Annotated in this window: 25 protein-coding genes; 9 read left to right on the forward strand and 16 right to left on the reverse strand. The window is 62.7% G+C overall.

Going from position 1 to position 24,683, the window contains the following annotated elements; genetic code table 11:
* Positions 1–17: 17 nt before the first annotated feature.
* The 12 genes from BKX96_RS30665 to nrdR form a co-directional block, all read right to left on the reverse strand.
* Positions 18–821 (reverse strand): cobalamin-binding protein, encoded by an 804-nt coding sequence (locus BKX96_RS30665; RefSeq protein ID WP_077186315.1) that lies wholly within the window; start codon positions 819–821, stop codon positions 18–20.
* The gene (locus tag BKX96_RS30670; protein WP_077186316.1) at positions 818–1,237 is read right to left on the reverse strand and encodes an MFS transporter; all 420 of its coding nucleotides are present in this window, start codon (positions 1,235–1,237) and stop codon (positions 818–820) included. The genes BKX96_RS30665 and BKX96_RS30670 overlap by 4 nt, the downstream gene beginning before the upstream one ends.
* On the reverse strand, positions 1,234–1,851 hold the full coding sequence (gene ribA, locus BKX96_RS30675) for a GTP cyclohydrolase II (RefSeq protein ID WP_046815879.1): 618 nt from the start codon (positions 1,849–1,851) through the stop codon (positions 1,234–1,236). The genes BKX96_RS30670 and ribA overlap by 4 nt, the downstream gene beginning before the upstream one ends.
* A 123-nt stretch (positions 1,852–1,974) precedes the next feature.
* A complete protein-coding gene (locus BKX96_RS30680; protein ID WP_046815880.1) occupies positions 1,975–2,712 on the reverse strand; it encodes a transporter substrate-binding domain-containing protein in 738 nt (245 codons plus the stop codon).
* Between the two features lie 23 nt (positions 2,713–2,735).
* Positions 2,736–3,239, reverse strand: a complete 504-nt coding sequence (locus BKX96_RS30685) for a phosphatidylglycerophosphatase A family protein (RefSeq protein ID WP_046815881.1) — start codon at positions 3,237–3,239, stop codon at positions 2,736–2,738.
* A complete protein-coding gene (gene thiL / locus BKX96_RS30690) occupies positions 3,236–4,201 on the reverse strand; it encodes a thiamine-phosphate kinase (protein WP_077186317.1) in 966 nt (321 codons plus the stop codon). The genes BKX96_RS30685 and thiL overlap by 4 nt, the downstream gene beginning before the upstream one ends.
* 27 nt (positions 4,202–4,228) lie before the next feature.
* A complete protein-coding gene (nusB, locus tag BKX96_RS30695) occupies positions 4,229–4,729 on the reverse strand; it encodes a transcription antitermination factor NusB (RefSeq protein ID WP_008053839.1) in 501 nt (166 codons plus the stop codon).
* Complete coding sequence (ribH, locus tag BKX96_RS30700) at positions 4,726–5,202, reverse strand: 6,7-dimethyl-8-ribityllumazine synthase (RefSeq protein ID WP_003228649.1); 477 nt, start codon at positions 5,200–5,202, stop codon at positions 4,726–4,728. Before ribH ends, nusB begins: the two co-directional genes overlap by 4 nt.
* A gap of 91 nt (positions 5,203–5,293) precedes the next feature.
* Entirely contained in the window at positions 5,294–6,385 is a 1,092-nt protein-coding gene (gene ribBA, locus BKX96_RS30705) for a bifunctional 3,4-dihydroxy-2-butanone-4-phosphate synthase/GTP cyclohydrolase II (protein ID WP_046815883.1), read from the reverse strand.
* Between the two features lie 30 nt (positions 6,386–6,415).
* Positions 6,416–7,081 carry a riboflavin synthase gene (locus tag BKX96_RS30710; protein WP_046815884.1) on the reverse strand — a complete coding sequence of 222 codons (666 nt, stop codon included), beginning with the start codon at positions 7,079–7,081 and terminating at the stop codon, positions 6,416–6,418.
* Positions 7,082–7,128: 47 nt separating this feature from the next.
* The gene (ribD, locus tag BKX96_RS30715; RefSeq protein ID WP_077186318.1) at positions 7,129–8,262 is read right to left on the reverse strand and encodes a bifunctional diaminohydroxyphosphoribosylaminopyrimidine deaminase/5-amino-6-(5-phosphoribosylamino)uracil reductase RibD; all 1,134 of its coding nucleotides are present in this window, start codon (positions 8,260–8,262) and stop codon (positions 7,129–7,131) included.
* Complete coding sequence (gene nrdR / locus BKX96_RS30720; RefSeq protein WP_003228656.1) at positions 8,259–8,723, reverse strand: transcriptional regulator NrdR; 465 nt, start codon at positions 8,721–8,723, stop codon at positions 8,259–8,261. The genes ribD and nrdR overlap by 4 nt, the downstream gene beginning before the upstream one ends.
* Before the next feature lie 118 nt (positions 8,724–8,841).
* Here nrdR and BKX96_RS30725 point away from each other — a divergent pair, with 118 nt between their 5' ends.
* The 3 genes from BKX96_RS30725 to trxA all read left to right on the forward strand — a co-directional run bounded on the left by BKX96_RS30725 (position 8,842) and on the right by trxA (position 10,932).
* A complete protein-coding gene (locus tag BKX96_RS30725) occupies positions 8,842–9,306 on the forward strand; it encodes a YbaY family lipoprotein (protein WP_046815932.1) in 465 nt (154 codons plus the stop codon).
* Entirely contained in the window at positions 9,303–9,959 is a 657-nt protein-coding gene (locus tag BKX96_RS30730; protein WP_046815886.1) for a class I SAM-dependent methyltransferase, read from the forward strand. Before BKX96_RS30725 ends, BKX96_RS30730 begins: the two co-directional genes overlap by 4 nt.
* Before the next feature lie 100 nt (positions 9,960–10,059).
* Positions 10,060–10,932, forward strand: coding sequence for a thioredoxin (gene trxA, locus BKX96_RS30735; RefSeq protein WP_008065763.1), 873 nt, complete (start codon positions 10,060–10,062; stop codon positions 10,930–10,932).
* A gap of 102 nt (positions 10,933–11,034) precedes the next feature.
* On the opposite strand, the gene BKX96_RS30740 is transcribed toward trxA, so the two are convergent.
* Positions 11,035–11,373, reverse strand: a complete 339-nt coding sequence (locus BKX96_RS30740; protein WP_046815887.1) for a hypothetical protein — start codon at positions 11,371–11,373, stop codon at positions 11,035–11,037.
* A gap of 135 nt (positions 11,374–11,508) precedes the next feature.
* On the opposite strand from BKX96_RS30740, the gene BKX96_RS30745 reads away from it, so the two are divergent.
* From BKX96_RS30745 to BKX96_RS30765, 5 genes are all read left to right on the forward strand, one after another.
* On the forward strand, positions 11,509–12,090 hold the full coding sequence (locus tag BKX96_RS30745; RefSeq protein ID WP_046815888.1) for a DUF2796 domain-containing protein: 582 nt from the start codon (positions 11,509–11,511) through the stop codon (positions 12,088–12,090).
* Positions 12,091–12,225: 135 nt separating this feature from the next.
* Positions 12,226–12,936 carry an ABC transporter ATP-binding protein gene (locus BKX96_RS30750; protein WP_046815889.1) on the forward strand — a complete coding sequence of 237 codons (711 nt, stop codon included), beginning with the start codon at positions 12,226–12,228 and terminating at the stop codon, positions 12,934–12,936.
* Position 12,937: 1 nt separating this feature from the next.
* Positions 12,938–14,203, forward strand: coding sequence for an ABC transporter permease (locus tag BKX96_RS30755; RefSeq protein ID WP_046815890.1), 1,266 nt, complete (start codon positions 12,938–12,940; stop codon positions 14,201–14,203).
* A 10-nt stretch (positions 14,204–14,213) separates the two neighbouring features.
* On the forward strand, positions 14,214–14,732 hold the full coding sequence (locus BKX96_RS30760) for a DUF3299 domain-containing protein (protein WP_046815891.1): 519 nt from the start codon (positions 14,214–14,216) through the stop codon (positions 14,730–14,732).
* Between the two features lie 234 nt (positions 14,733–14,966).
* Entirely contained in the window at positions 14,967–15,665 is a 699-nt protein-coding gene (locus BKX96_RS30765; RefSeq protein WP_046815892.1) for an OmpW/AlkL family protein, read from the forward strand.
* A gap of 109 nt (positions 15,666–15,774) precedes the next feature.
* Here the strand turns inward: BKX96_RS30765 and pgnE are convergent, their stop codons facing one another.
* Both pgnE and BKX96_RS30775 read right to left on the reverse strand, forming a co-directional pair.
* Positions 15,775–16,704, reverse strand: a complete 930-nt coding sequence (pgnE, locus tag BKX96_RS30770; RefSeq protein WP_046815893.1) for a UDP-N-acetylglucosamine epimerase PgnE — start codon at positions 16,702–16,704, stop codon at positions 15,775–15,777.
* Positions 16,697–17,581 carry a sugar nucleotide-binding protein gene (locus tag BKX96_RS30775; protein WP_046815894.1) on the reverse strand — a complete coding sequence of 295 codons (885 nt, stop codon included), beginning with the start codon at positions 17,579–17,581 and terminating at the stop codon, positions 16,697–16,699. The genes pgnE and BKX96_RS30775 overlap by 8 nt, the downstream gene beginning before the upstream one ends.
* Positions 17,582–17,869: 288 nt before the next feature.
* Between BKX96_RS30775 and BKX96_RS30780 the strand changes: the two genes are divergently transcribed.
* Positions 17,870–22,174 carry a DEAD/DEAH box helicase gene (locus tag BKX96_RS30780; RefSeq protein WP_077186319.1) on the forward strand — a complete coding sequence of 1,435 codons (4,305 nt, stop codon included), beginning with the start codon at positions 17,870–17,872 and terminating at the stop codon, positions 22,172–22,174.
* Positions 22,175–22,291: 117 nt separating this feature from the next.
* On the opposite strand, the gene BKX96_RS30785 is transcribed toward BKX96_RS30780, so the two are convergent.
* Positions 22,292–24,406, reverse strand: a complete 2,115-nt coding sequence (locus tag BKX96_RS30785) for a mechanosensitive ion channel family protein (RefSeq protein WP_077186320.1) — start codon at positions 24,404–24,406, stop codon at positions 22,292–22,294.
* Positions 24,407–24,683 lie beyond the last annotated feature (277 nt).

A 24,683-nucleotide genomic window follows, 5' to 3' on the forward strand; every position in this document is an offset into this window, starting at 1 on the left:
AAGGCCGCTACTCGGTTTCAGCGTTCGGGCGCAATCAATTGGCACAACTTTGCAGTCGCCTCAACCATCTGCCCACTCGGCCGCTCCAGGCCCTTGTCCGGCACCAACCGCAACTGCCCCTGCCGCACCGCCGCTAGCTGCGGCCACAGCTTCCACGCATCCAGTTGCGCCTGATCACCGGCCAGAATCACCTCGGGATCGCGCTGCAGGACCGCTTCGACACTGATCTGCGGCGCAGGGATTGTCTGGTCGCTGAACATGTTTTGCGCCCCGCACACTTGGAGCGCAGCGCTGATGATCTGCCCACCGCCCACGGTATAAAGTGGCCGGTCCCAGACCTGATAGAACACCCGCAACGGCTGATCGCGCCTGTAGCGCTGACGCAGTTCGGCCAGGCGCTGCCGCAAGCCGTCGGCCAGCGCAGCCCCACGCTCAGGTCGCCCCAGCTGCAAGGCAATCGCCTCGATCTGCGTGGTGAGTTGTTCGAAATCATGCGGTTCGGCGACGTAGGTCGGGATGCCCAGGCGCTTGAGTTGCTCACGCTGGGCCGGGCCGACACTGCCGGGCCACAACAGCAGCAGATCGGGCTTCAGGCTGAGCAAGCGCTCCATGTCCAGCTGGCCGTAACGGCCAACGGAGGGCAAACCCTTGAGTTCGACGAGACGCTCGCCAGCGTCCAGCACGCCGACCAGCAAGTCGGCCGAACCCAGCTCGACAACGATTTCGGAAAGTGAAGGTGCAAGACTGACAACCCGCTCGACCGCCGCGACCGAGCCGCTGCTGGCCAGCAGCAAAATCGCCAGCCAGACCGAGCGCTTCAACCGAGCTGGCGCGGAATACGGTAGAGGTAGAACAGCACCGCGGTCGACAGCGCCAGCAGCATCAGCGGCACCGCTTCGAGGCCGACGAACACCGCCAGTGCAGCGATCCACGCCGGCAGGCCTGCGGCGAGGAACGCCGTGCGCCGCCTGGCCGCCAGATGGATCCACGCGCCAGGCTCTTCAGGGGTATCGAGGGCTTTCTGGGTGTCGATCAACGCATGTTTGTAACCGCCAAAAAACTTCAGGCTGACAAACATCGAGGCGACACCGGCGATGAACAAGGGCATCGCCAGCACCGGCAGGATCGCCTCACTCTGACCGAACACGGCATTGATCACGAACAGCGGCAACAAGGCCAGCGCCAGGTATTGCCACCAGTTGACGGACAGTCGCCGCCGCACCTGTCCGCGGGTCACGCCCGGTCTACCTCGCCCTGATGTTCGTTGCCCATCATGTGATCGAGTTTGCTGGCCTTGGTCGCCAGGTAGAGTTTGTTGTGCGGATTGTGCCCGGTGTGCAGCGGCACGCGCTCAGCGACCACGATACCCATGTCGGTCAAGGCTTTGACCTTGCGCGGGTTGTTGGTCATCAGGCGCAGGGATTTCACCCCCAGGTGCTCAAGCATCGGCAGGCACATGGCGTAGTCACGCTGGTCGGCGGCAAAGCCCAGGCGCTCGTTGGCTTCAACGGTGTCGGCACCGCCGTCCTGCAACTCATAGGCGCGGATCTTGTTCAGCAGGCCAATGCCACGGCCTTCCTGACGCAAGTACAACAGCACGCCCCGACCTTCACGGGCGATGGCCTGCAGTGCGGCCTCAAGTTGCGAGCCGCAGTCGCAACGCTGGCTGAACAAGGCATCGCCAGTCAGGCATTCGGAGTGCAATCGGCCGAGTACCGGGGCACCGTCGGCAATCTCACCCAGGCTCAGCACAACGTGCTCGCGGCCGGTGGCCTCATCGAGAAAGCCGTGCATGATGAATTGCGCAAAAGGCGTTGGCAGCTTGGAAGCGGCGACAAAAACGACAGGCACCGGTGTGCTCCTGATCTAAAAGTCTGAAGATTCGCAGGCCGGCATTGTAACAGCAGGTTCCAACCGACGCTTAGGCTGAATTATCGGCCATAACAATCAAAAAGTTTGATGTCTGCCGACAGGTTAGTTCTCATCGAAGGGATAGGGTTGCTTCCAGTGTTCGAAGATCGGTTTGAGCTCACCGGTTTTCACCAATTGCGCCATGCGCTGGTCGAACAACGCCATCAGGCTGCGGGCCGCCGGGGTCTTGGCAAAGCACAGGTACAACGGCAATTCGGCGATATGCGTGCGGCGGAATTGGGAAGGGTCCTTCGCGCGGCTGAGCACCCAATCGACCTCGGTCAGTGCGTCTATGTAGAAATCGGCGCGGTTCTGCGTCAGCATCGAAACGATGCCGGTGCGCCGTAGCACTTCGTTGTAGCGGCGGATATTGGGCAGATAATCCTGATAATCGTAGCCACGCACCCACGCCAGGCGGTAATTGCCCAGGGTTTGTGGGGTTGGTTGCGGATTGCTGGCCAGGCCCAGGGCATAGATATGGTCGGTATCGAAGTTCCAGCGCGGGTAGAGCACATCGCTGGATTCGCCATGGTAGGAGCCGACACAGGCATCGACCTCACCGCGCTCAGCCAACCCCATCGAGCGCACATAGGGTTCGCTGCGGATGTCCAGCCTGACCCCCGCCGGCTCGAAGACTTTACGCAACACGTCCCAGCCCAGGCCGTGGCCGTCGGCGGCGGTATAGTCTTCCCAATCTTCGCTGGCCAGATGAATCACCGATGGCGGGGTGGATGCCTCCTCCGCCTGGGCGAGCGCACCGAACACCGCAAACACCATCGCTACCAACCAGCGTCGAGCCATCCCTAGTTCTCCTAATTAATCCCTCAGGCGAAGATCCATACCAGCCCCTGCATCGCCAGCCAGGCAAATACCCCGGCCAATACATCGTCGAGCATGATGCCGACGCCTCCATGCACATGCCGGTCAACCCAGTGAATCGGCCACGGCTTGAGAATATCGAAGAAGCGGAACACCAGGAATCCCGCCAACAGCCACTGCCAGCCTTCCGGCACCAGCCACAGGGTGATCCACATTCCGACCATTTCGTCCCAGACGATACCTTCGTGGTCGTGTACCCGCAAATCGTCGGCCACCTTGCCGCACAGCCAGAAGCCGAACAGCATGGTAATGCCCAGCATCAGCCAGTAACCCCAGTCGGGCAACATCTGCCATAACGGGATAAAGGGTAGCGCAACCAGCGAACCCCAAGTGCCCGGCGCCTTTGGCAAGGTGCCCGAGCCGAAGCCGAACGCCAGGAAATGCCAGGGATTGCGCCAGACCGATGGCGGTACGAATTCCGCCGGGACCTGTTTGGGGTGATCTGTCACGGTGTCTCCCGAAAATGTTGATAGCCCCGGGTTTGCGGGGTGATGTCATGCCCATCGGTATCCAGCAGCGTCACGCCCTGCCCCGCCACGATCCGCCCGACCACATGAATTGGCCAGCCGTCGGCCACCAATCGAGGCAACTCGACGGACGGTAAGGTGAAGGCCAATACGTAATCGTCTCCACCACTCAGGGCGGCGTTTTGCGCGCCCGGTTGACCGAGGAAGGCGACCAGGGCTTTCGACAGCGGCAAGCGATCCCGTTCGACCAGCACGCCGACCTTCGACGCCAGGGCGATATGCCCGCAATCGGCGAGCAGACCGTCGGAGATGTCCATGGCTGAAGTGGCTTTGCCGCGCAACGCCTGCCCAAGGCGAAGCTGCGGTTGTGGTGACCAGTAATGCGCCAGCAGCGGATCGGCGATGGCGGCTGCGGCGCTACGCTGGCCGAGCACCAGCGGCAAGGCGCCAGCGGCATTGCCCAGCTCACCGCCGACACACAGCAAGTCGCCGGGCCGCGCGCCGCTGCGGGTCAGGGCCTGGCCACCCGGCACCCGGCCGAACACCGTCATGGTCAGGCTCAATGGACCGCGGGTGGTGTCGCCGCCCACCAGCGCCACGCCGCAGCTCGAAGCCATGAGGTTCAAGCCACGGGCGTAGGCCTGCAACCAATCGGCGGTAACAGTCGGCAAGGTCAGGGCAAGGGTAAAGGCAATGGGCGTGGCGCCCATGGCGGCCAGGTCGCTGACCGCAACGGCCAGCGAGCGCTGACCGAGCAGAAACGGATCGCAGGGGTCGGCAAAATGCACACCGGCCACCAACGTATCGGTAGAAATCGCCAACTGTTCCCCGGGAGGAACAGCCAGCAAGGCGCAGTCGTCGCCAATCCCCAGGGCAACGCCTTCGCCGCCCTGGGCACAAGGCGCGGCGGCGAAGAAATTGCGGATCAGCTCAAATTCGCCCATGGCTGAGACAAAGTGCTCAAGCGCCAATCAGCGCTTGAACGCCTTCACTTCAGCTTCACGCAGACGCGGGGCCAGTTTGTCGAGCACACCGTTGACGAACTTGTGACCGTCGGTGGAACCGAAGACCTTGGCCAGTTCGATGCCTTCGTTGATCACAACGCGATACGGCACGTCGACGCGCTTGAGCAGCTCCCAGGTGGACAGGCGCAGAACCGCCAGTTCAACCGGGTCCAGCTCTTCGATGGTCAAGTCCAGGCAAGGCGTGAGCGCCGTGTCGATTTCGGTCTTGAACTGCGGCACCCCGTGCAGGATCTCGCGGAAGTAGGCACCGTCGACATCGGTGAAATCGTTATCGACCCGGAACTGCGCTTCGATCTCGTTCAGCGACTGCTTGGCCATGTGCCATTGGTACAGCGCCTGAGTCGCGAGCTGACGGGCTTCGCGACGCTTGACGCTTTTCGATGGCTTGCCAGCATCCGCAGGTTTTGGATCGCGCGGGTTGAAACGATCGCTTTCGTCGCTAATCACTTGGCCTCCAACTGCGCCAGCAGGCTGACCATTTCCAGAGCGGACAGGGCAGCTTCGGCACCTTTGTTACCGGCCTTGGTGCCGGAACGTTCGATGGCTTGCTCGATGGAATCAACGGTCAGGACGCCGAAAGCGACCGGCACGCCGAACTCCATGGACACCTGGGCCAGGCCTTTGGTGCACTCGCCAGCCACGTATTCGAAGTGCGGAGTACCGCCACGAATGACCGCGCCCAGGGCGATGATTGCCGCGAACTCGCCCTTCTGAGCGACTTTCTGCGCAACCAGCGGGATTTCGAAGGCGCCAGGCGCGCGGATGATGGTGATGTCGCTTTCGCTCACTCCATGGCGAACCAGGGCATCAACAGCACCGCTGACCAGGCTTTCAACGACGAAACTGTTGAAACGGCCCACTACCAGAGCATAGCGGCCTTTAGGGGCGATGAAGGTACCTTCGATGGTCTTCAGGGTCATTCGATAGATCTCTTAAAGAGCCGGGACGCGTTTCGTACGCGCCCCTCAGTGATATTTGAACCGCGAATACAGGCCCGGATACGACCGGTCATTATTCGGAGGGCACGTATTCTACAACTTCCAGATCGAAACCGGATATCGCATTAAATTTCATCGGTGCCGACATCAGGCGCATTTTACGTACACCCAGGTCGCGCAGGATCTGCGAACCGGCACCCACAGTGCTGTAGGTAGTCGGTTTTTTCACCGCCGCGTGGTCGGCGGTTTCGCGGATATGCGCCAGCAACACGTCGCCATCGAGCGGGTGTCCGAGCAACAACACCACGCCACTGCCGGCCTCGGCAACCGCGGACATGGCGGCGCGCAGGCTCCAGCGGCCCGGCTGCTTGACCATCAACAGGTCGCGCAGCGGGTCCATGTTGTGTACGCGAACCAGAGTCGGTTCTTCGGCACATACATTGCCCAGGGTCAGGGCCATGTGCACGTCGCCTTCCACGGAGTCACGATAGGTCACCAGGTTGAATTGGCCCAGTTCGCTGTCCAGAGGCTGCTCGGCAATCCGCTGAACGGTACGTTCGTGGATCATCCGGTAGTGAATCAGGTCGGCGATGGTACCGATCTTGATGTTGTGCTCGGCAGCGAAAGCTTCCAGTTCAGCGCGACGGGACATGGTGCCGTCGTCGTTCATCACCTCGCAAATCACCCCGCTCGGCTCGAAACCGGCCATGCGCGCCAAGTCACACGCGGCTTCGGTGTGGCCAGCACGGGCCAGGGTGCCTCCGGCCTGGGCCATCAGCGGGAATATGTGGCCGGGGCTGACGATATCTTCAGCCTTGGCATCACGGGCGGCGGCAGCCTGCACGGTGCGCGCACGGTCGGCGGCGGAGATGCCGGTGGTGACGCCGGTGGCCGCTTCGATCGACACGGTGAACTTGGTGCCGAAGCCGGAACCGTTGCGCGGCGCCATCAGCGGCAGTTTGAGCAGCTCGCAGCGCTCGCGGGTCATCGGCATGCAGATCAGGCCACGGGCGTGCTTGGCCATGAAGTTGATGTGTTCGGGCTGGCAGCACTCGGCGGCCATGATCAGGTCGCCTTCGTTCTCGCGGTCTTCGTCATCCATGAGGATGACCATCTTGCCTTGGCGGATGTCTTCAACCAGTTCTTCGATGCTATTGAGCGCCACTAGGCACCCCCCTTCTTTCGAAATTAGAGCTCAGGATTTGAGGTAGCCGTTTTGGGCCAGAAAGCTTTCAGTGATAGTGCTGCCAGCCGTTGGCTCAGCGGCCTTGTCGCCCAGCAGCAAGCGCTCCAGGTAACGGGCCAGCAAATCCACTTCCAGGTTCACACGGCGACCCGGCTGGTACGACGCCATGATGGTTTCGCTCAAGGTGTGCGGAATGATGGTCAACAGGAACTCGGCGCCATCGACCGCGTTCACGGTCAGGCTGGTGCCGTCGACGGTGATCGAGCCTTTATGGGCGATGTACTTGGCCAGGTCCTTCGGCGCGCGAATGCGAAACTCCACGGCACGCGCGTTCTCGGTACGGGCAACCACTTCGCCCACGCCGTCGACGTGACCGCTGACCAGGTGCCCGCCAAGGCGAGTGGTCGGGGTCAGGGCTTTTTCCAGATTGACCGGGCTGCCGCTTTTGAGGTCGTTCATGGCGGTGCAGTCGAGGGTTTCGCGGCTGACGTCAGCCGCAAATCCGTTGCCCGGCAGTTCAACCGCCGTCAGGCACACGCCGTTGACCGCGATGCTGTCACCCAGCTTGACGTCGCTCAGGTCGAGCTTGCCGGTTTCGACGTGAACCCGCACATCACCGCCCTTTGGGGTCAATGCACGAATACTGCCGATGGATTCGATGATGCCGGTAAACATGAGGTTCTCCTCGAGAACAAAGCCAGCGCTGTAGCGATGGCCGGAAATTATACGCTTGCTGCTGGCGAAGGAATGGCAGTGACCCGCCAGTCATCGCCAACTGCACGAATTTCAGTAATCTTGAGTTGCGGCGCATCCTTCATTTGCGCAAGCGGCCAATCCAGCAGCGGCCGTGCGCTAGAACCAAGGAACTTGCCGGCGATGAATATCTGGAACTCGTCCACCAACCCCAACTGGGCGAAAGCACCGGCCAGCCGTGGTCCGGCCTCGACCAATACCTCGTTGACACCTCGGTTGGCGAGTTCGACCAGAAGCTGACGCAGATCGACCTGACCGTCATAGCCGGGCACGATCAAGCATTCCGGGCCATTGGCGTATTGCTCTTCCACCGCGACGCAGGTAGCGACAAGCGCCGGGCCAGCCTTGAAAAACGGCGCATCCAGCGGCACCCGCAGACGCCCGTCGACCAGTACACGCAGCGGCGGACGGCTCATCACCAGCGCGGTTTGCCCGACGTCCAGGCCCAGCTCATCGGCACGCACGGTCAGGCGAGCGTTGTCCGCCAGCACGGTGTCGGCACCGGTCAGCACCACACTGGCCTGGGCACGCAGGCGTTGCACCGCCGAACGCGCCGCGGGCCCGGTGATCCACTGGCTTTCACCGCTTTCCATCGCCGTGCGACCGTCCAGGCTCATGGCCAGCTTGACCCGCACGAACGGCAAGCCGTGTTCCATACGCTTGAGGAAACCCTGATTGAGCTTGCGCGCCTCACCCTCCAGCACACCACTGTCGGTGGCGATGCCGGCCTCGGCCAGGCGTTGCAGACCACGACCGGCCACTTCCGGGTTCGGGTCCTGCATCGCCGCCACGACCCGCGCCACTCCGGCGTTGACCAACGCATCGGCGCAAGGAGGCGTGCGACCGTGGTGACTGCAGGGTTCGAGGGTCACGTAGGCGGTAGCCCCCCGGGCCAGCTCACCGGCGGCGCGCAAGGCGTGGACTTCGGCATGAGGTTCGCCGGCGCGTTCGTGCCAGCCTTCGCCGACGATCTGCCCGTCGCGTACGATCACGCAGCCGACTCGCGGGTTGGGATGAGTCGTGTAATGGCCCTTGCGCGCCAGTTCCAGGGCACGGGCCATGTAATGGGAGTCGAGGATGGCAAGTTCGGCGGACGTGGTCATTCTTTCACCGGTTCCCGGGCCAGGCGATCGATCTCTTCGCGGAACTCGTTGAGGTCCTGGAAGCGGCGATACACCGAAGCGAAGCGGATGTAGGCGACTTCGTCGAGCTTTTGCAACTCGGCCATCACCAACTCACCGACCACGAGGGACTTGACCTCGCGCTCGCCGGTGGCGCGCAGTTTGTGTTTGATGTGCACCAGCGACGATTCGAGGCGCTCGACACTCACCGGGCGCTTTTCCAACGCCCGTTGCATGCCGGCGCGGAGTTTTTCTTCGTCGAACGGCTGGCGACTGCCGTCGGTTTTGATCAGGCGCGGCAACACCAGTTCAGCGGTTTCGAACGTCGTGAAACGTTCGCCGCAGGCCAGGCATTCACGCCGGCGGCGCACCTGTTCGCCCTCGGCGACCAGACGCGAGTCGATGACCTTGGTGTCGTTGGCACCGCAGAAGGGACAGTGCATGGTGGCAGGCAACAAAAAAAGGGAGGGCCATGGTAGCGCATCCCCGTGGCAAGACAAGCCATAGGGTTTGCGGTATACAGATTGGCTATAAATGGATTACGTGTTGCCGGAGCCGCAAATGTCCCTGAGACCACTCGTTTTGCTCAGTTTTTTCAGCCTGTTGGTCGCCTGCAGCAGCGATGCACCCCAGCCCCAGCCGCCAACGCCAGGCCCTGCACCGGAACAGGCGCAGAAAAAAGCCCGGGAATCGGCGAACCTCGGCCCGTTGCCGGCCTATCAGCGCGAATTGAGCGGTACGCTGCAAGGCGTGCCGGCAGGTGCTGAAGTGGAACTGGCGCTGCTGGTGATCGACGAAAAAGATCGTCCACAGCAATTGCTTGCCAGTTCGAGCTTGATCGGCAACAACCAGGTGCTGCCATTTCACCTGCGCTTCAACCCGGAATCGTTTCCAGCCGGCGCCCGCGTAGAACTGCGTGGCCGCGCCAGCCAGTCCGGCCAATTGATTCTGCATCTGCCGTCACAGCCGATTACCCAGCCGACCACCCAGGCCCTGGGCCAACTGCAATTCGTCAAAGCCCCATGATTGCACCGTACGACCTGCAACAGGCCTTGGGTGAACTGCTGGGTGAAGCGCGACTGGTCGCCTGTGAATTACCGGGGACCGATCTGAAGTTGTGGCTGATCGATGGCGACAACATGGACCGCGCCTTCAGCCCGGAAGAAACCCGGCGAATTCTGCATGAGCCGCCGTACTGGAGTTTCTGCTGGGCCAGCGGACTGGCGGTGGCGCGTTATCTCGCCGACTTCCCGGAGTGGGTCAAGGGCAAGCGTGTACTGGATTTCGGCGCAGGCTCCGGTGTCGCCGGGATTGCCGCGGTGAAGGCCGGCGCGCTGGAAGTGGTGGCTTGCGACCTTGATCCGCTGGCGATTGCCGCCTGTCGGGCGAATGCCGAACTCAATGACGTGCAGCTTGATTACTCGACGGATTTTTTCGCCGAGGCCGATCGCTTTGATCTGATCCTGGTGGCGGACGTGCTGTACGACCGGGCGAATTTGCCGTTGCTCGATGAGTTCCTGAGTCGCGGCAAAGAGGCACTGGTGGCGGATTCCCGTGTGAGGGATTTCCGTCATCCGCTGTATCAGCGCATCGAAATGCTCGAAGCCATGACCCTGCCGGACCTGGCCGAGCCACACGAGTTTCGGCATGTGAGCCTGTACCACGCCTCTCGGCCTTGATCGTTCCCACACTCCAGCATGGGAACGATCAGCCCCCCGCTTCCGGCCGCCCCCCACCAAGCCGTATAGTTGCCCTATTCACGCTTCCAAGAGATTGCCCATGAGTCAGCAAACGCCGTACATCTTCGACGCCACGACTGCCGATTTCGACCAGTCGGTGATCGAGAACTCCTTCCATAAACCGGTGCTGGTGGATTTCTGGGCCGAATGGTGTGCGCCCTGCAAAGTGCTGATGCCGATGCTGCAGACCATTGCCGAGAGCTATCAGGGCGAGTTGCTGCTGGCCAAGGTCAACTGCGACCTCGAACAGGACATTGTTGCCCGCTTCGGCATTCGCAGCCTGCCGACCGTGGTGTTGTTCAAGGATGGCCAGCCGGTCGATGGTTTTGCCGGAGCGCAGCCGGAGTCGGCCGTACGGGCGCTGCTCGAGCCCCATGTACAAATGCCGCCACCGGCCGCCGCCGATCCGTTCGAACAGGCCCAGGCCTTGTTCGACGACAGCCGCTTCGCCGATGCCGAAGCCCTGCTCAAAGTGCTGCTGGGCGAAGACAACACCAACGCCAAGGCGCTGATTCTGTATGCCCGCTGCCTCACCGAGCGTGGTGAACTGGGCGAAGCGCAAGCCGTGCTCGACGCGGTCAAGAGCGATGAGCACAAGGCCGCCCTGGCTGGCGCGAAGGCGCAGATCAAGTTCCTCGGCCAGGCCAAGGACTTACCGGATGCCGCGGACCTGAAAGCACGCCTGGCGAAAAACCCGCAGGACGATGAAGCGGTCTACCAGCTGGCCGTTCAGCAACTGGCCCGCCAGCAATACGACGCGGCGCTGGATGGACTGCTCAAGCTATTCATCCGCAACCGCAGCTACAGCGAAGGTTTGCCGCACAAGACCTTGCTGCAGGTGTTTGAGTTGCTGGGTAATGACCATCCGCTGGTGACCACTTACCGCCGCAAGTTGTTTGCCGCTCTTTACTGACCGCAACTTGTAGGAGCTGGCTTGTCGGGTCGCCGCATCGCAGCGAAGGCGACCGCAAGGATAACGCGAGACTCAAGGCCGCCTTCGCCGGCAAGCCGGCTCCTACAACCAACGGTAGATCGGCGTGTCTGCGCCGCTTTCTACCTTCACATCCGGTGAATGACGCAAGCGCACCAACAGACGCTTGCCCGCCGCCGCACTGCCGGTCAGCCCTTCCAGTTGATCGAGCAACTCCGGCCCGCTCAATTGCCCGGCCTTGCGCAGCAAATCCCTGGCAACCTGCCACAGCGCATCGTCCTGATTCAGCGGTTTCGCCGCTGGCGCACTGACCTCGGTTTTTTCCACCTGTAACTGTGCACCCAGCCGCGCCCAGTCGGCGTCATCCATCTCCAGCGTCAAATCCACCGGCCAGTCGCCGATGCTTCCGCGAATTCGCAACATGAATCAGCTCCCGAACATTTCTTCGCACCCATGCTCCCATGGGACTTGTGCAACGCCAAGCAGGCAGTCACACTCTGCGCAACATGTTATAAGATTACATAACATTTTCTTCATCTTGTCTTTCGGAGACTCGCCATGCGTCACCTGCTTCTCGCCCTGCCGTTTGCCTTGTTGCCGCTGGCTGTCGCCCACGCCGCTGACGACCATGACCACAACCACGAGCACGGCAGCCTTGGCGCCCACGAGCACGGTGTCGGTCGCCTGAACGCGGCCCTGGACGGCCAGGCCCTGGAGCTTGAGCTGGACAGTCCGGCGATGAACCTGGTGGGCTTCGAGCACGTCGCCACGACCGATGCCGACAAGACCAAGGTCGCTGCGACCCGGGCTCGCCTCGAGCAACCGCTGGCGCTGTTCAACCTGCCGAAAGCCGCGGGTTGCGTGGTGGAAAACCAGGAGCTGGAAAGCCCGTTGTTTGGCGCTACGCCAGAGGCCGACGATGATCATGATGAAGACGCTGACGAGCACCATCATGACCACAGCGAAATCCACGCCCGCTACCAATTCACCTGCGCCACGCCAAACGCACTGACAACCCTGGACTTGGCGAATATCTTCAATAGCTTCCCGGCGACCCGGAAAATTCAGGTACAACTGATCGGCCCGAGCGGGCAGCAAGGGGTTGAAGTGACGGCCAAGGCTGCCGCCCTCAAATTTTGATCCACCGCACAACCAATGTGGGAGCGGGCTTGCTCGCGAAGGCAGTGTGTCATGCAACATAGATGTCGACTGACACTCCGCCTTCGCGAGCAAGCCCGCTCCCACAGGATAATCAACGCTCATGAAATCGGCGCCATGACCCAAGCACTCATCGAATTGTCCGACCTGGGCTTCAGCTGGCCCGGTCATCCGCCCTTGCTGGATATCCCGGCATTTCGCCTTTCACCTGGGGAAACCCTGTTCCTCAAGGGCCCCAGCGGCAGCGGCAAGACCACCCTGCTCGGCCTGCTCGGCGGTGTGCAAAAGCCCGATCGCGGCAGCATTCGCCTGCTCGGCCAGGAACTGACCAAACTCTCGGCGGGCGCCCGCGATCACTTTCGTGTCGATCACACCGGCTACATCTTCCAGCAGTTCAACCTGCTGCCGTTCCTGTCCGTGCGCGAGAACGTCGAACTGCCCTGCCATTTCTCGAAACTGCGTGCCCAGCGAGCGAAACAGCGCCACGGCAGCATCGACCAGGCCGCCGCCACCCTGCTCGCCCACCTGGGTTTGAAGGATGACAACATCCTCGCGCGCCGCGCCGACTCCCTGTCCATCGGCCAGCAACAACGAGTGGCCGCCGCGCGCGCGCTGATCGGCCAACCGGAACTGGTGATCGCCGACGAGCCGACCTCGGCGCTGGATTACGACGCGCGGGAGAACTTCATTCGCCTGCTGTTCGCCGAATGCCGCGAGGCCGGCTCAAGCCTGTTGTTCGTCAGCCACGACCAGAGCCTGGCGCCGCTGTTCGATCGCAACCTGTCGCTGGCCGAGCTCAATCGCGCCGCCACCCCGTCCGAGGTCTGAGATGTATCTGTTTCGTCTAGCCATGGCCAGCCTGGCTAACCGCCGTTTCACTGCGATCCTCACCGCCTTCGCCATCGCCCTGTCGGTGTGCCTGCTGCTCGCCGTTGAACGGGTGCGCACCGAGGCCAAGGCCAGTTTCGCCAGCACCATCAGCGGCACCGACCTGATCGTCGGTGCGCGTTCCGGCTCGGTCAACCTGCTGTTGTACTCGGTGTTCCGCATCGGCAATGCCACCAATAACATCCGCTGGGACAGCTTCGAACACTTCGCCAGTAACCCGAAAGTGAAGTGGGCCATTCCGATGTCCCTTGGCGATTCCCATCGCGGCTATCGGGTGATGGGCACCACCGAGGCGTACTTCGAACACTACCAGTACGGTCGCCAGCAACACCTGGAGCTGGCTGACGGGCGCGCCTTCGCCACCGATCCGTTCGAAGTGGTACTCGGCGCCGAAGTCGCGGATGCGCTGCACTACACACTCGGCGACAAACTGGTGCTGGCCCATGGCGTGGCCGCGATCAGCCTGGTCAAGCATGACGACAAGCCATTCACCGTGGTCGGCATCCTCAAGCGCACCGGCACCCCGGTGGATCGCACGCTGCACATCAGCCTCGGCGGTATGGAAGCCATTCACATTGACTGGCACAACGGCGTACCGGCCCGGGGCAACGGGCGGGTCAGCGCCGATCAGGCGCGCAACATGGACCTGACGCCCCAGGCGATCACCGCATTCATGCTCGGCCTCAACAGCAAGATCTCGACCTTTGCCCTGCAGCGCGAAATCAACGAATTCCGCGGCGAACCGATGCTGGCGATCCTGCCGGGCGTTGCGCTGCAAGAGTTGTGGAGCTTGATGAGCACGGCGGAAAAGGCCTTGTTCGTGGTGTCGCTGTTCGTGGTGCTGACCGGGTTGATCGGCATGCTCACGGCGATTCTCACCAGTCTCAACGAACGCCGGCGGGAGATGGCGATCCTGCGTTCGGTGGGCGCGCGGCCATGGCATGTCGCGACGCTGCTGGTGCTGGAGGCGTTTACCCTGGCGTTGGCCGGCGTGGTCGCCGGCGTGGCGCTACTCTACGTCGGTATCGCGGCGGCCCAGGGTTACGTGCAAGCCAATTACGGTCTGTTTCTGCCACTGGCGTGGCCGAGTGAATATGAATGGACGCTACTCGGTGGCATCCTGATCGCTGCGTTGCTGATGGGCAGCGTGCCTGCCTGGCGCGCCTATCGCCAATCCCTGGCCGATGGCCTGTCGATCCGTTTATGAGGACGTTGAAATGCCCCGCGCTGTCTTTGCGCTGTTGATGCTGGTCGCCCTGCCTTTGTGGGCGGCCGAGCCGAAAGAACTGACCTGGTCGGAAATGATCCCGCCGGATGCGGCACCGGAGGTGCCGAACATGACGCCGCTTCACGACCTGTCGAAGATGAGCGATGCGCTGTCCGCCGAATCGGCGCCCGCAGCGAAGCAGGACCTGCCCAACGCCCCGGTGGTCAAGGCCCTCGACGGGCAGAACATTCGTTTGCCGGGCTACATCGTGCCGCTGGAAGTAAGTGAAGACGGCCGTACCACGGACTTTTTGCTGGTGCCGTATTTCGGCGCCTGCATCCACGTACCGCCACCGCCATCGAACCAGATCGTGCATGTCAAAAGCGAAGTTGGGGTGAAGCTCGACGAGCTGTATCAACCGTACTGGATCGAGGGTGCGATGCAGGTCAAGCCGTCTACCAGCGAACTGGCAGATGCCGGTTATCAGATGGAGGCGGACAAGATCTACCTGTATGAATTGCCGGAGTGAATCCGGGAGTTAGTCGGCGCCTGCAAAATTGCCTTCGCGAGCAAGCCCGCTCCCACACTGGATCTGTGCATAGACACAATACAAGTGTGGGAGCGGGCTTGCTCGCGAAGAGGCCATCGAAAACACTATAAAAACCACACCCATCCCACTTTCATTGAGCTGAGTCAAAAGACCAAATCGTTAGCCGCCTTACCATTGGACATCGAAAAATTTTAACGTCCTCTGGAGCCCCCCATGAACAAGTCCTTGCTCGGTGCCTCGCTGGTAGCGCTGGCGCTTGCAGCCCCGTTCGCCCACGCTCACGAAGCGGGTGACATCATCCTTCGTGCCGGTGCGATTACCGTCAACCCCGAGGCCGACAGCTCCACGGTCAAGGTCGATCAGGGTCCGCTGAGCGGCGCCGACCTGGGTGGCAAGGCGACCATGAGCAGCGACACGCAACTGGGCCTCAACGTTGCCTACATGCTGACCAACCACTGGGGTATCGAACTGCTCGCGGCCACGCCGTTCGAACATGAAGTGAAACTCAAGGGCACCGCGTTGAGCGCGGCGAACGGCAAGCTCGGTACGTTGAAACACCTGCCGCCGACCCTCAGCGTCGTGTACTACCCGCTGGATGCCAAATCCGACTTCCAGCCGTACCTCGGCGCCGGTATCAATTACACCTGGATCTACGACGAGCATGTCAGCAGCCAGGCCCAGGCCAACGGCTTCAGCAACTTCAAGGCAGAAAACTCCTGGGGCATGGCGTTCCAGGTCGGTGCCGACTACATGCTGACCGACAACGTGATGATCAACGCCCAGGTGCGTTACATCGATATCGATACCCGCGCGACCGTGGAAAACGATGCCGTGGCACCGGGTACCCGGGCACGGGTGAATCTGGATGTCGATCCGTTCATCTACATGGTCGGCCTGGGTTACAAGTTCTAAATATTCACGTGGTGGTGAATGGGTCGTTCGATCGTTCACACGCTCTGCGTGGGAACGATCACCAACAAACGATCCGCAACAAAAAAGGCGCCTCTCGAGGCGCCTTTTTCTATTGTCCCAGCAACCGCGCCAGCCCGACGCTCAACGGCGTCGGCTCGGGCGCCCGGAAGCGCTCCAGCAGACGCCGATTGTTCGCCCGGGAATGCCGAATGTCACCAGAGCGCGCGGGGCCGTAGCTCACCGCTGGCAGCTGGCCAACCACGACCTCAAGGGCTGCAAGCATTTGCTTGAGACTGGTCGCCTGGTTCCAGCCGACGTTGACCGCGCCCTCTTCCACCTGTGGTTTCTCGATGGCCTGCACCAGCAGATCGACCAGGTCCTCGACGTAGAGAAAATCCCGCGTCTGCTCACCGTCGCCAAACACGGTGATTGGCAGGCCTTTTTGCGCGCGCTCGCTGAAAATGCTGATCACCCCCGAGTACGGCGAGGACGGATCCTGGCGTGGGCCGAAGATGTTGAAGAAGCGGAAAATCACCGGTTCCAGCCCATGCTCGCGGCGGTAGAAATCCAAGTATTGCTCGCTCGCCAGCTTGTCCACCGCGTAGGGCGTCAACGGCGCCTTGGGCGTGTCTTCATCGATTGACTCGCCTTCGCCATTGTTGCCATACACCGCGGCACTGGAAGCGAACAGCACGCGCTTGACGCCTGACCGGCGCATGGCTTCGCAGACATTCAACGAGCCGATGAAATTGCTCTGGTGGGTCTTCACCGGGTCATCCACCGACGCCTGAACCGACGCCACGGCCGCCAGGTGCGCCACGGCGCTACACCCGGTCATCGCACGGGCGACCAGGGCGGCATCGGAAACGTCGCCGACGATCAACTCGACCTTGGGATTGTCCAGCGGCAGGTTGCTGCGTTTACCGGTGGACAGATCGTCGAGAATCCTTACCGAATAACCCTTGGCGAGCAAGGCATCGGTGAGGTGGGAGCCGATGAAACCGGCGCCCCCGGTAATCAGAACGGGGCGATCAGCCATGACGATAGAACCTGTCCAGAAGGCTCGGAAGGGCCGCACGCCAGGCGCGTGGCTTGATTCCGAAGGTGTGCAGAATTTTCTTGCAGGCCAGTACCGCGTGTTGCGGTTCTTCCGCGGCGTCCGGGCGCGCGGCGTGGGCCTGGGCGGTCGGCGCTTCGATGGCCAGCGGGTGCAGGGCACGGGCTTCGGTGAGAATCGCCTGGCCCAAGGCCAGCGGCGTGGTCGCCTCATGCCCGGCGTAGTGGTAGGTGCCCCACAGGGGCGCGCTGCAGTCGAGTTGCTTGAGCACCGAAATGATCACCCGGGCCGCATCGTCCACCGGTGTCGGATTGCCCCGGCGGTCGTCGGCCAGCAGCAGTTCCTCGGGTTGCTCGGCACGGCCGAGGAAACGCCCGAGGGTGCCGTCGGGACTGTCATCGAGCAGCCAGCCGAAACGCAACAGCACGTGTTGCGGGCAGGTAGCGCGCACGCTTTGCTCGATCCGCCACAAGGCCTGGCCACGCAGGCCCAGCGGCAGCGGTTCGTCTTTTTCGCTGTAGGCGGTCGCCCGGGAGCCGTCGAACACGCGGTAGCTCGAGGGTTGCACCAGGACGATGTTGTGATGCTGGCACAGTTCGGCCAGGCGCTCGATCGCCCGCTCCTGGCCGGCCAGGCGCTGTTCACTGACCGTCTCCGCCTGGAACCAGTCGAAGTAGTAGGCAAGGTTGATCAACGCGTCCGGGCGGGTGTCGTCGAGCAGTTGCGTCAGGCTCGCGGCATCCCAGCCGTCTTGTGGTGGGCGGGGGGCGAGGAAACCGATGTCTTCCTCCGCACCGAGGCGAATCAGCGCCTGCCCAAGGGCATTTCCGCCGCCCAGTAACATAAGGCGCATTCGCATAGAGTCAGCAGGCCCAGTCTGATTGGAACGATGGCTTTATCGACAGCGCCCGCGGGCGATGTCATCGATAGTTGCCGGAATCGTTGCATTTTGCGGGTTTAGTGCGCAACCGTCATCCGTAAAGTGTAGATGTCCGGGATTTGTGGTGCTGCAACTGCCTCTTCGCGAGCAGGCTCGCTACGCCGATCCCTTGTGGGACCGAGCCTGCTCGCGAAGAGGCCCTGTCATTCAACAGGGATCCCTCAGCGGTACTTGCATCTTCCCCGCCTCGCCCGCATAAATCAGAACATGAACCTGCCCATCCCCGCCGACAGTGCCCTGGCCGGCTTCCACCCCGCCGTCAGCGCCTGGTTCAGTCACACGTTCGCGACGGTCACCGCCGCCCAGGCCCGGGCGTGGCCGCTGATCCGCCAGCGCCGCTCGACCCTGATTGCCGCCCCAACGGGTTCCGGCAAGACCCTCACGGCCTTCCTCGCGGTGATCGACGACCTGGTCCACCGCGGTTTGGAACACGCTGAAGGCCTGCCGAACGAAACCCTGGTGGTCTACGTCTCGCCTCTCAAGGCGCTGTCCAACGACATCCAGATCAACCTGCAAGAACCGTTGGCTGGCATCACCGAACAGTTGCGGGTGATGGGCTTGCCCGAGCTGCGGATCTCCACCGCCGTGCGCACCGGCGATACACCGCAAAAAGACCGCTCGGCGATGCGCAAGACCGCGCCGCACATCCTGGTCACCACCCCGGAATCGCTCTACGTGCTGCTCGGCTCCGACTCGGGGCGGCAGATGCTCAGCACCACCGGCACGGTGATCGTCGATGAAATCCACGCCATCGCCGCGAGCAAACGCGGCAGCCACCTGTCGCTGAGCCTGGAGCGTTTGCAGGCGCTGTGCGCCAAACCACTGGTGCGTATAGGCCTGTCGGCCACGCAAAAACCCATCGAGGCGGTGTCGCGCTTTCTGGTGGGGCGCGGGCGCCCTTGCGAGATCATCGATATCGGCCACGCCCGCCCCCGCGACCTCGACATCGAAGTGCCGCCCGTGCCGCTCTCGGCAGTCATGGCCAACGATGTCTGGGAACTGGTCTACGACCGCCTTGCCGCCCTCGCCCGCGAACACCGCACCACACTGATTTTCGTCAACACCCGGCGCCTGGCCGAACGCCTGAGCCGGCACCTGAGCGAGCGCCTGGGCAAAGAAGCAGTGGCCGCCCACCACGGCAGCCTGGCCAAGGAGTTTCGCCTGGACGCCGAACAGCGGCTCAAGCGCGGCGAGCTGCAAGTGCTGATCGCCACCGCGTCGCTGGAGCTGGGCATCGACATTGGCGACGTCGACCTGGTGTGCCAGATCGCCTCGCCGCGCTCGATCGCCGGCTTTCTGCAAAGGGTTGGACGCTCCGGACACCAGGTCGGCGGCACCCCCAAGGGCCGCCTGTTCGCCACCACCCGCGACGACCTGATCGAATGCGTCGCGCTGCTCGACTGTGTGCGCCGGGGTGAACTCGACACCTTGCTGATCCCCGAAGCGCCTCTGGACGTCCTGGCGCAACAGATCATCGCCGAAGTCAGTTGTCAGGAATGGCCGGAGCAAGCGTTGTTGGAGATGTTGCGCAAGGCCTCGCCCTACAGCGGACTCGACGAAAAACACTATCAGGCGTTGTTGCAGATGCTCGCCGAGGGCTTCGACGGTCGCCAGGGCATCCGCAGTGCTTATCTGCATCGCGACGCCGTGAGCCGCACCCTGCGCGGTCGCCGGGGCGCCAAGCTGACGGCGGTGACCAGCGGCGGGACAATCCCCGACAATGCCGACTACAGCGTTTTGCTCGAGCCCCAGGGCCTGAACATCGGCAGCGTCAACGAAGATTTCGCGGTGGAAAGTATCGCCGGGGATGTGTTCCAGCTGGGCAATACCTCGTACCGCATCCTGCGGGTCGACACCGGCAAGGTCCGGGTCGAGGATGCCCAGGGTCAGCCGCCGACCATTCCGTTCTGGCTCGGCGAGGCACCAGGGCGCAGCGCCGAACTGTCGTTTGCCGTGGCGCGCTTGCAGTCCCGCCTCGACAGCCTGCTCGGCGAGACGCCGGGTAACTTGCAGCCCGCCCTCGACTGGTTGACCCAAACCCTGGGGCTGAATCTGGCCAGCGCCGAACAACTGGTGGAATACCTGGCCCGCGCGCGCCAGGCACTGGGGGCCTTGCCATCGCAAGACACCCTGCTGATGGAGCGCTTCTTCGACGAGTCCGGTGGCACCCAGCTGGTTATCCACAGTCCGTTTGGCAGTCGTATCAACCGCGCCTGGGGCCTGGCCCTGCGCAAACGCTTCTGTCGCACCTTCAACTTCGAGTTGCAAGCCGCCGCCAGTGAGGACGCCATCGTGCTGTCGCTGTCCAGCAGCCACAGCTTTGAGCTGGCCGACGTGTGGCGCTACCTGCATAGCAACACGGCCGAGCACATCCTGATCCAGGCCGTGCTCGATGCACCGCTGTTTGGTGTGCGCTGGCGCTGGAATGCAGGCGTGGCGCTGGCGCTGCCGCGCTATCGCGGTGGTCGCAAGGTACCACCGCAGATCCAGCGGATGAAAAGCGAAGACCTCACCGCCAGCGTGTTCCCCGACCAGATCGCCTGCGTGGAAAACCTCGTGGGCGAGCGCGACATTCCCGACCATCCGCTGGTGGAGCAGACCCTCGACGATTGCCTGCACGACGCCATGGACAGCAACGGCTGGCTGGCCCTGCTGCGGCGCATGGAACGCAGCGAGGTCCGCCTGATCAGCCGCGACCTGCCCGCGCCCTCGCCCCTGGCCGCAGAAATCCTCAGCGCCAGGCCCTACACCTTTCTCGACGATGCCCCCCTGGAGGAACGTCGCACGCAGGCGGTGCTCAACCGTCGCTGGAGCGAACCGCAGTCCACTGACGACTTGGGCGCGCTGGACGCCGACGCCATTGACGCGGTGCGCAAAGAGGCCTGGCCTGCGCCCGGCAATGTCGATGAAATGCACGAGACCTTGATGAGCCTGGCCTGCATCACCGATGCCGAGGCCCGGGCCAACGCGCAATGGCTGGAATGGTTGAATGCCCTGGCTGACAGCGGCCGAGCCTGCCGCATCAACCCGTCACTGTGGCTGGCGCTGGAACGACTGACATGCCTGCAGGCGATTTATCCACAAGCGGATCTGTCCCCACCCTTGCAGGCCCTGCCGGGTTTCGATCAGGCCTGGGCACCGGATGACGCAGTCGTTGAAGTGATTCGAGCGCGCCTCAGCGCCTTTGGTCCATTGCCACTGCAGGCGATTGCCGCCCCTCTCGAGTTGTCGGCCATGGAAGTCAGCCAGGCCCTCGCGCAACTGGAACGCGAAGGGTATGTGCTGCGCGGGCGCTTCACCCCGGGCAATACCGAAGAAGAATGGTGCGAGCGACATTTGCTGGCGCGGATTCATCGCTACACCGTCAAGCGCCTACGCCGGGAAATCGAGCCCGTGGCCTTGCAGGATTTCATGCGTTTCCTGTTCGACTGGCAGCACCTGTCCAGCGCTACCCGCGGCCAGGGCAGCGCGGTGTTGCCGGCGATCGTCGCTCAGTTCGAAGGCTACCCCGCCGCCGCTTCAGCCTGGGACAGCGACCTGTTGCCCGCGCGGCTCAAGGACTATTCGCCCACCTGGCTCGACGATGCCTGCCGTAGCGGCAAACTGGCCTGGACCCGGCTGACCGCTCGCAACCGCAGCACCGGCACCGCCCTGCGCAGTACGCCGATCGTGCTGTTGCCACGTAATCGGGTTGGTCTCTGGAGCGACCTGACCGAACAGACGCCGGTGAGCGAACTGTCGCCCAAGACCCAGAAGGTGCACGCCGCCCTCAGCCAGCACGGCGCGCTGTTCTTCGATGAGTTGATCCACGAAGCCCACCTCTTACGCGCAGAACTGGAAATCGCCTTGCAGGAACTGGTGGGCGCGGGGCTGGTGAACGCCGACAGTTTTGCCGGCCTGCGGGCGCTGATCACACCCGCCAGCAAGCGCCAGCAGCGCGGCAGCCGACGCGGGCGTGGGGCCTTTGTCGGCGGCATGGACGATGCCGGGCGCTGGGCGCTGCTGCGACGCGGTGTTGCCGCGCCGAGCGTGGATAACCCGAGGCCGACGCCGACACCCGCAGACACTCTGGAACACATCGCCATGACCTTGTTGCGTCGCTACGGTGTGGTGTTCTGGCGCCTGTTGGAACGAGAGGCCGATTGGCTGCCGAGCTGGCGTGAATTGCTGCGCACCTTCCATCGCCTGGAAGCACGGGGCGAGATTCGTGGCGGGCGCTTCGTCAGTGGCCTGGCGGGCGAACAATTCGCCTTGCCGGAGGCCATTCCGTTGCTGCGCGAAGTCCGCCGCCGCCCCCATGACGGCAGCTTGATCGCGGTATGCGGGGTCGATCCGCTGAACCTTGCCGGTACCCTGTTGCCAGGTGCAAAAGTGCCGGCGCTGGCGAGCAATCGGCTGGTGTATCGCGATGGTTTGCCGGCGGCGGCGGAGATTGCGGGCAAGCAGCATGTGTGGCTGGAACTGGACCAGCAGGCGATGGCTGAAGTGCACAGCAAGCTGATCCGGCATTGATGGGTTGGCTGGCCCGGCCTCTTCGCGAGCAAGCCCGCTCCCACATCGGCTTTGTGTACCCCGATCCCCTGTGGGAGCGGGCTTGCTCGCGAAGGGGCCAGTACTATCGCCCACTTGTTAGCTATGCGGCCGATCCGGCAACAACACCGCATGCTCCGGCTCTACCACCCCATCATGCACAGGTTCCGCCGCCTGCCTCGGCATCAGAACCTGCTGTGGATAAGTCTGCGCGAAGTGCACCCAGGGACTGTTATCCACAAGCTTTTTCAAACGTTGGTTGAATGCCCGGCTCACTGCATATTGGCCGCCCGACACCGTGCGAAATTGTGCCGTCAGCACCACGCCATTGAGGTCCATCTTGTCGACGCCGAACACATCCAACGGCCCTTGCAGGTTGTACCTGAGGAACGGGTCCTCGCTGATCGAATGCCCGGCCTCGCGAATCAGTTCGATGGCCTTGTCGACATCGGTGTCATAGGTGAACTGCACGGAGAAGAACGCATAGGCAAATTGCCGCGATTGGTTGGTCACGGCCTTGATCTGGCCAAAGGGCACCGAGTGCACGAAGCCTTTGCCGTCGCGCAGGCGCAAGGTGCGGATGGTCAGGCCTTCGACCGTGCCGGCATGTCCGGAATCGAGCACCACCCAGTCACCGATGGACAAGGTATCTTCGATGATGATGAACAACCCGGTGATCACGTCCTGCACAAGCTGTTGGGAGCCGAAGCCGATGGCCAGGCCAATGACCCCGGCACCGGCCAGGAACGGCGCGACATTGATGCCAAGGTTGGCCATGGTGGTAATGGCGCAGATCACCACCAGGATGATTTTGATCGCATTGCGCAGCAACGGCAGGATGGTCTTGATCCGCGTACTTGGCTGACGCGCACCGCGTTTGTTGGCTGGCGGTTTCAGGGCCTCCTGGATCGCCGTGTCGAGCACCACCCAGACCATCCACGTCACCAGGAAGATCAGGCCGATATGGCTCAACGAGTCACTGATCGCCCGTCCCACGGCATTGCTGACGGCAAAATCGAACAGCGACACGCCCCAGATTCGTCCGAGGATATCGATGAACACGATGGCCATGGCGATGCGCAACAACGCGTGGGAGAGGCTCAGGAAGCGCTCCTTGTAGGCACCACTGCGGCGCACGTCGGACTCGCTGCGGGACTTGAACAAGTGGTGCAGCGTCGTGCTGAGAAACACCGTCGCAATCAGCAGCACCGTGGTCAGCAGCGCGCTGCGCAGCACTTGCTGGTTGTCATCGCCAATGCCGATCAGGTTGACGATGGAAACCAGCACCATCAACAGGATCGGCCAGTACCAGAGCCCGGAAAAAATCCGCAGGGTTTCGCGCAAGGCTGGCTGCGCCCGACGCTGGGCCAGCGGCAGGATGCGGATTACCTGGGCGACCGGACGGCGCATGCGCAACACCAGCAAACCAAAGGATATCGAGGCCGCCAGGCCGGTGAACACGGCGATGCTGCTGGTGAGGTTGTTGCCCAGTTGATGGGCGATCTGCGGACTGGTCAAGGCGTCGCTCAGGGCGACCAGGAAGCCGATTGCGAACAGCGGCCGGGGGCTGTCCTGGCGAATGATCTGCACCGCCCGGCGTTTGTGCCCGACATTGAACAGCACCACCAGGGACATCACCAGCGATGCAGCGAACACGCCACTGCTGGTGGCATAGGCAAAACACAATGCCAGCGCCCTGCCCGCCGAGACCGGCAAAAGCTGGCTGGCATAAATCGTCAAGGGCAGGCTGATCAGCGCCGGGATGCTGTAGGGCAAGACATACGCCAGCAGGGCCTGCCCACGCTCACGGCTGAGCAGCACACGATGGCGGCACAGGCGTTCGGTCAAGAACTTGCCGAACATCCAGAGCAGGCCGAAGACACCCGCCCACACCGCCGTCAGCAGCAGGAAATCCCCCGCCACGCTCCAGCTCGAACGGGCCGATGGGCGATTGACCAGTTGATCCACCTCATCGGCCGCACGGTCAGCGCGCAAACGCCAGGCGTCGAGCAGGTCCCTGTCGAGATTGAGCTTGCTCTGGATGTCGTCGATGCTCGAACTGATGGCGCCCAGCAACCCGCCCTGGACCAGGGGTTCAGGGTGTGCCGCCGGTGTGGCGGCCGCTGGCACTCCCGGTATGGCCGCTGCTTGCAGTTCTTCGCTGCCGAAAAACAACAGCGTTCCCAGCAATATCGCCGTCTTGAGCCTGATCAAGGCATCCGCTCCTTTGGATAGGACTGTAAGGAACTGATCGAGAAATGCCGGACTAGTTCGCTGCTGGCCGGCAAATGCCTGGCAATCTTTGCCTGCTGTTGTCATTGATGGTGGCGCCGATCCCCTGTAGGAGCCGGCTTGCCGGCGATGGCGGCGACACATTCAACATTGATGTGACCAATGCATCGCTATCGCCAGCAAGCCGGCTCGTAGGGCTTTTGCGGTGGCTTGTAAAATGTGACCGTCCGTAGCACCGCCGAAACTTTCGCCCCTGCCC

The sequence above is a fragment of the Pseudomonas putida genome (assembly GCF_001976065.1).
GTDB lineage: Bacteria > Pseudomonadota > Gammaproteobacteria > Pseudomonadales > Pseudomonadaceae > Aquipseudomonas > Aquipseudomonas serbica.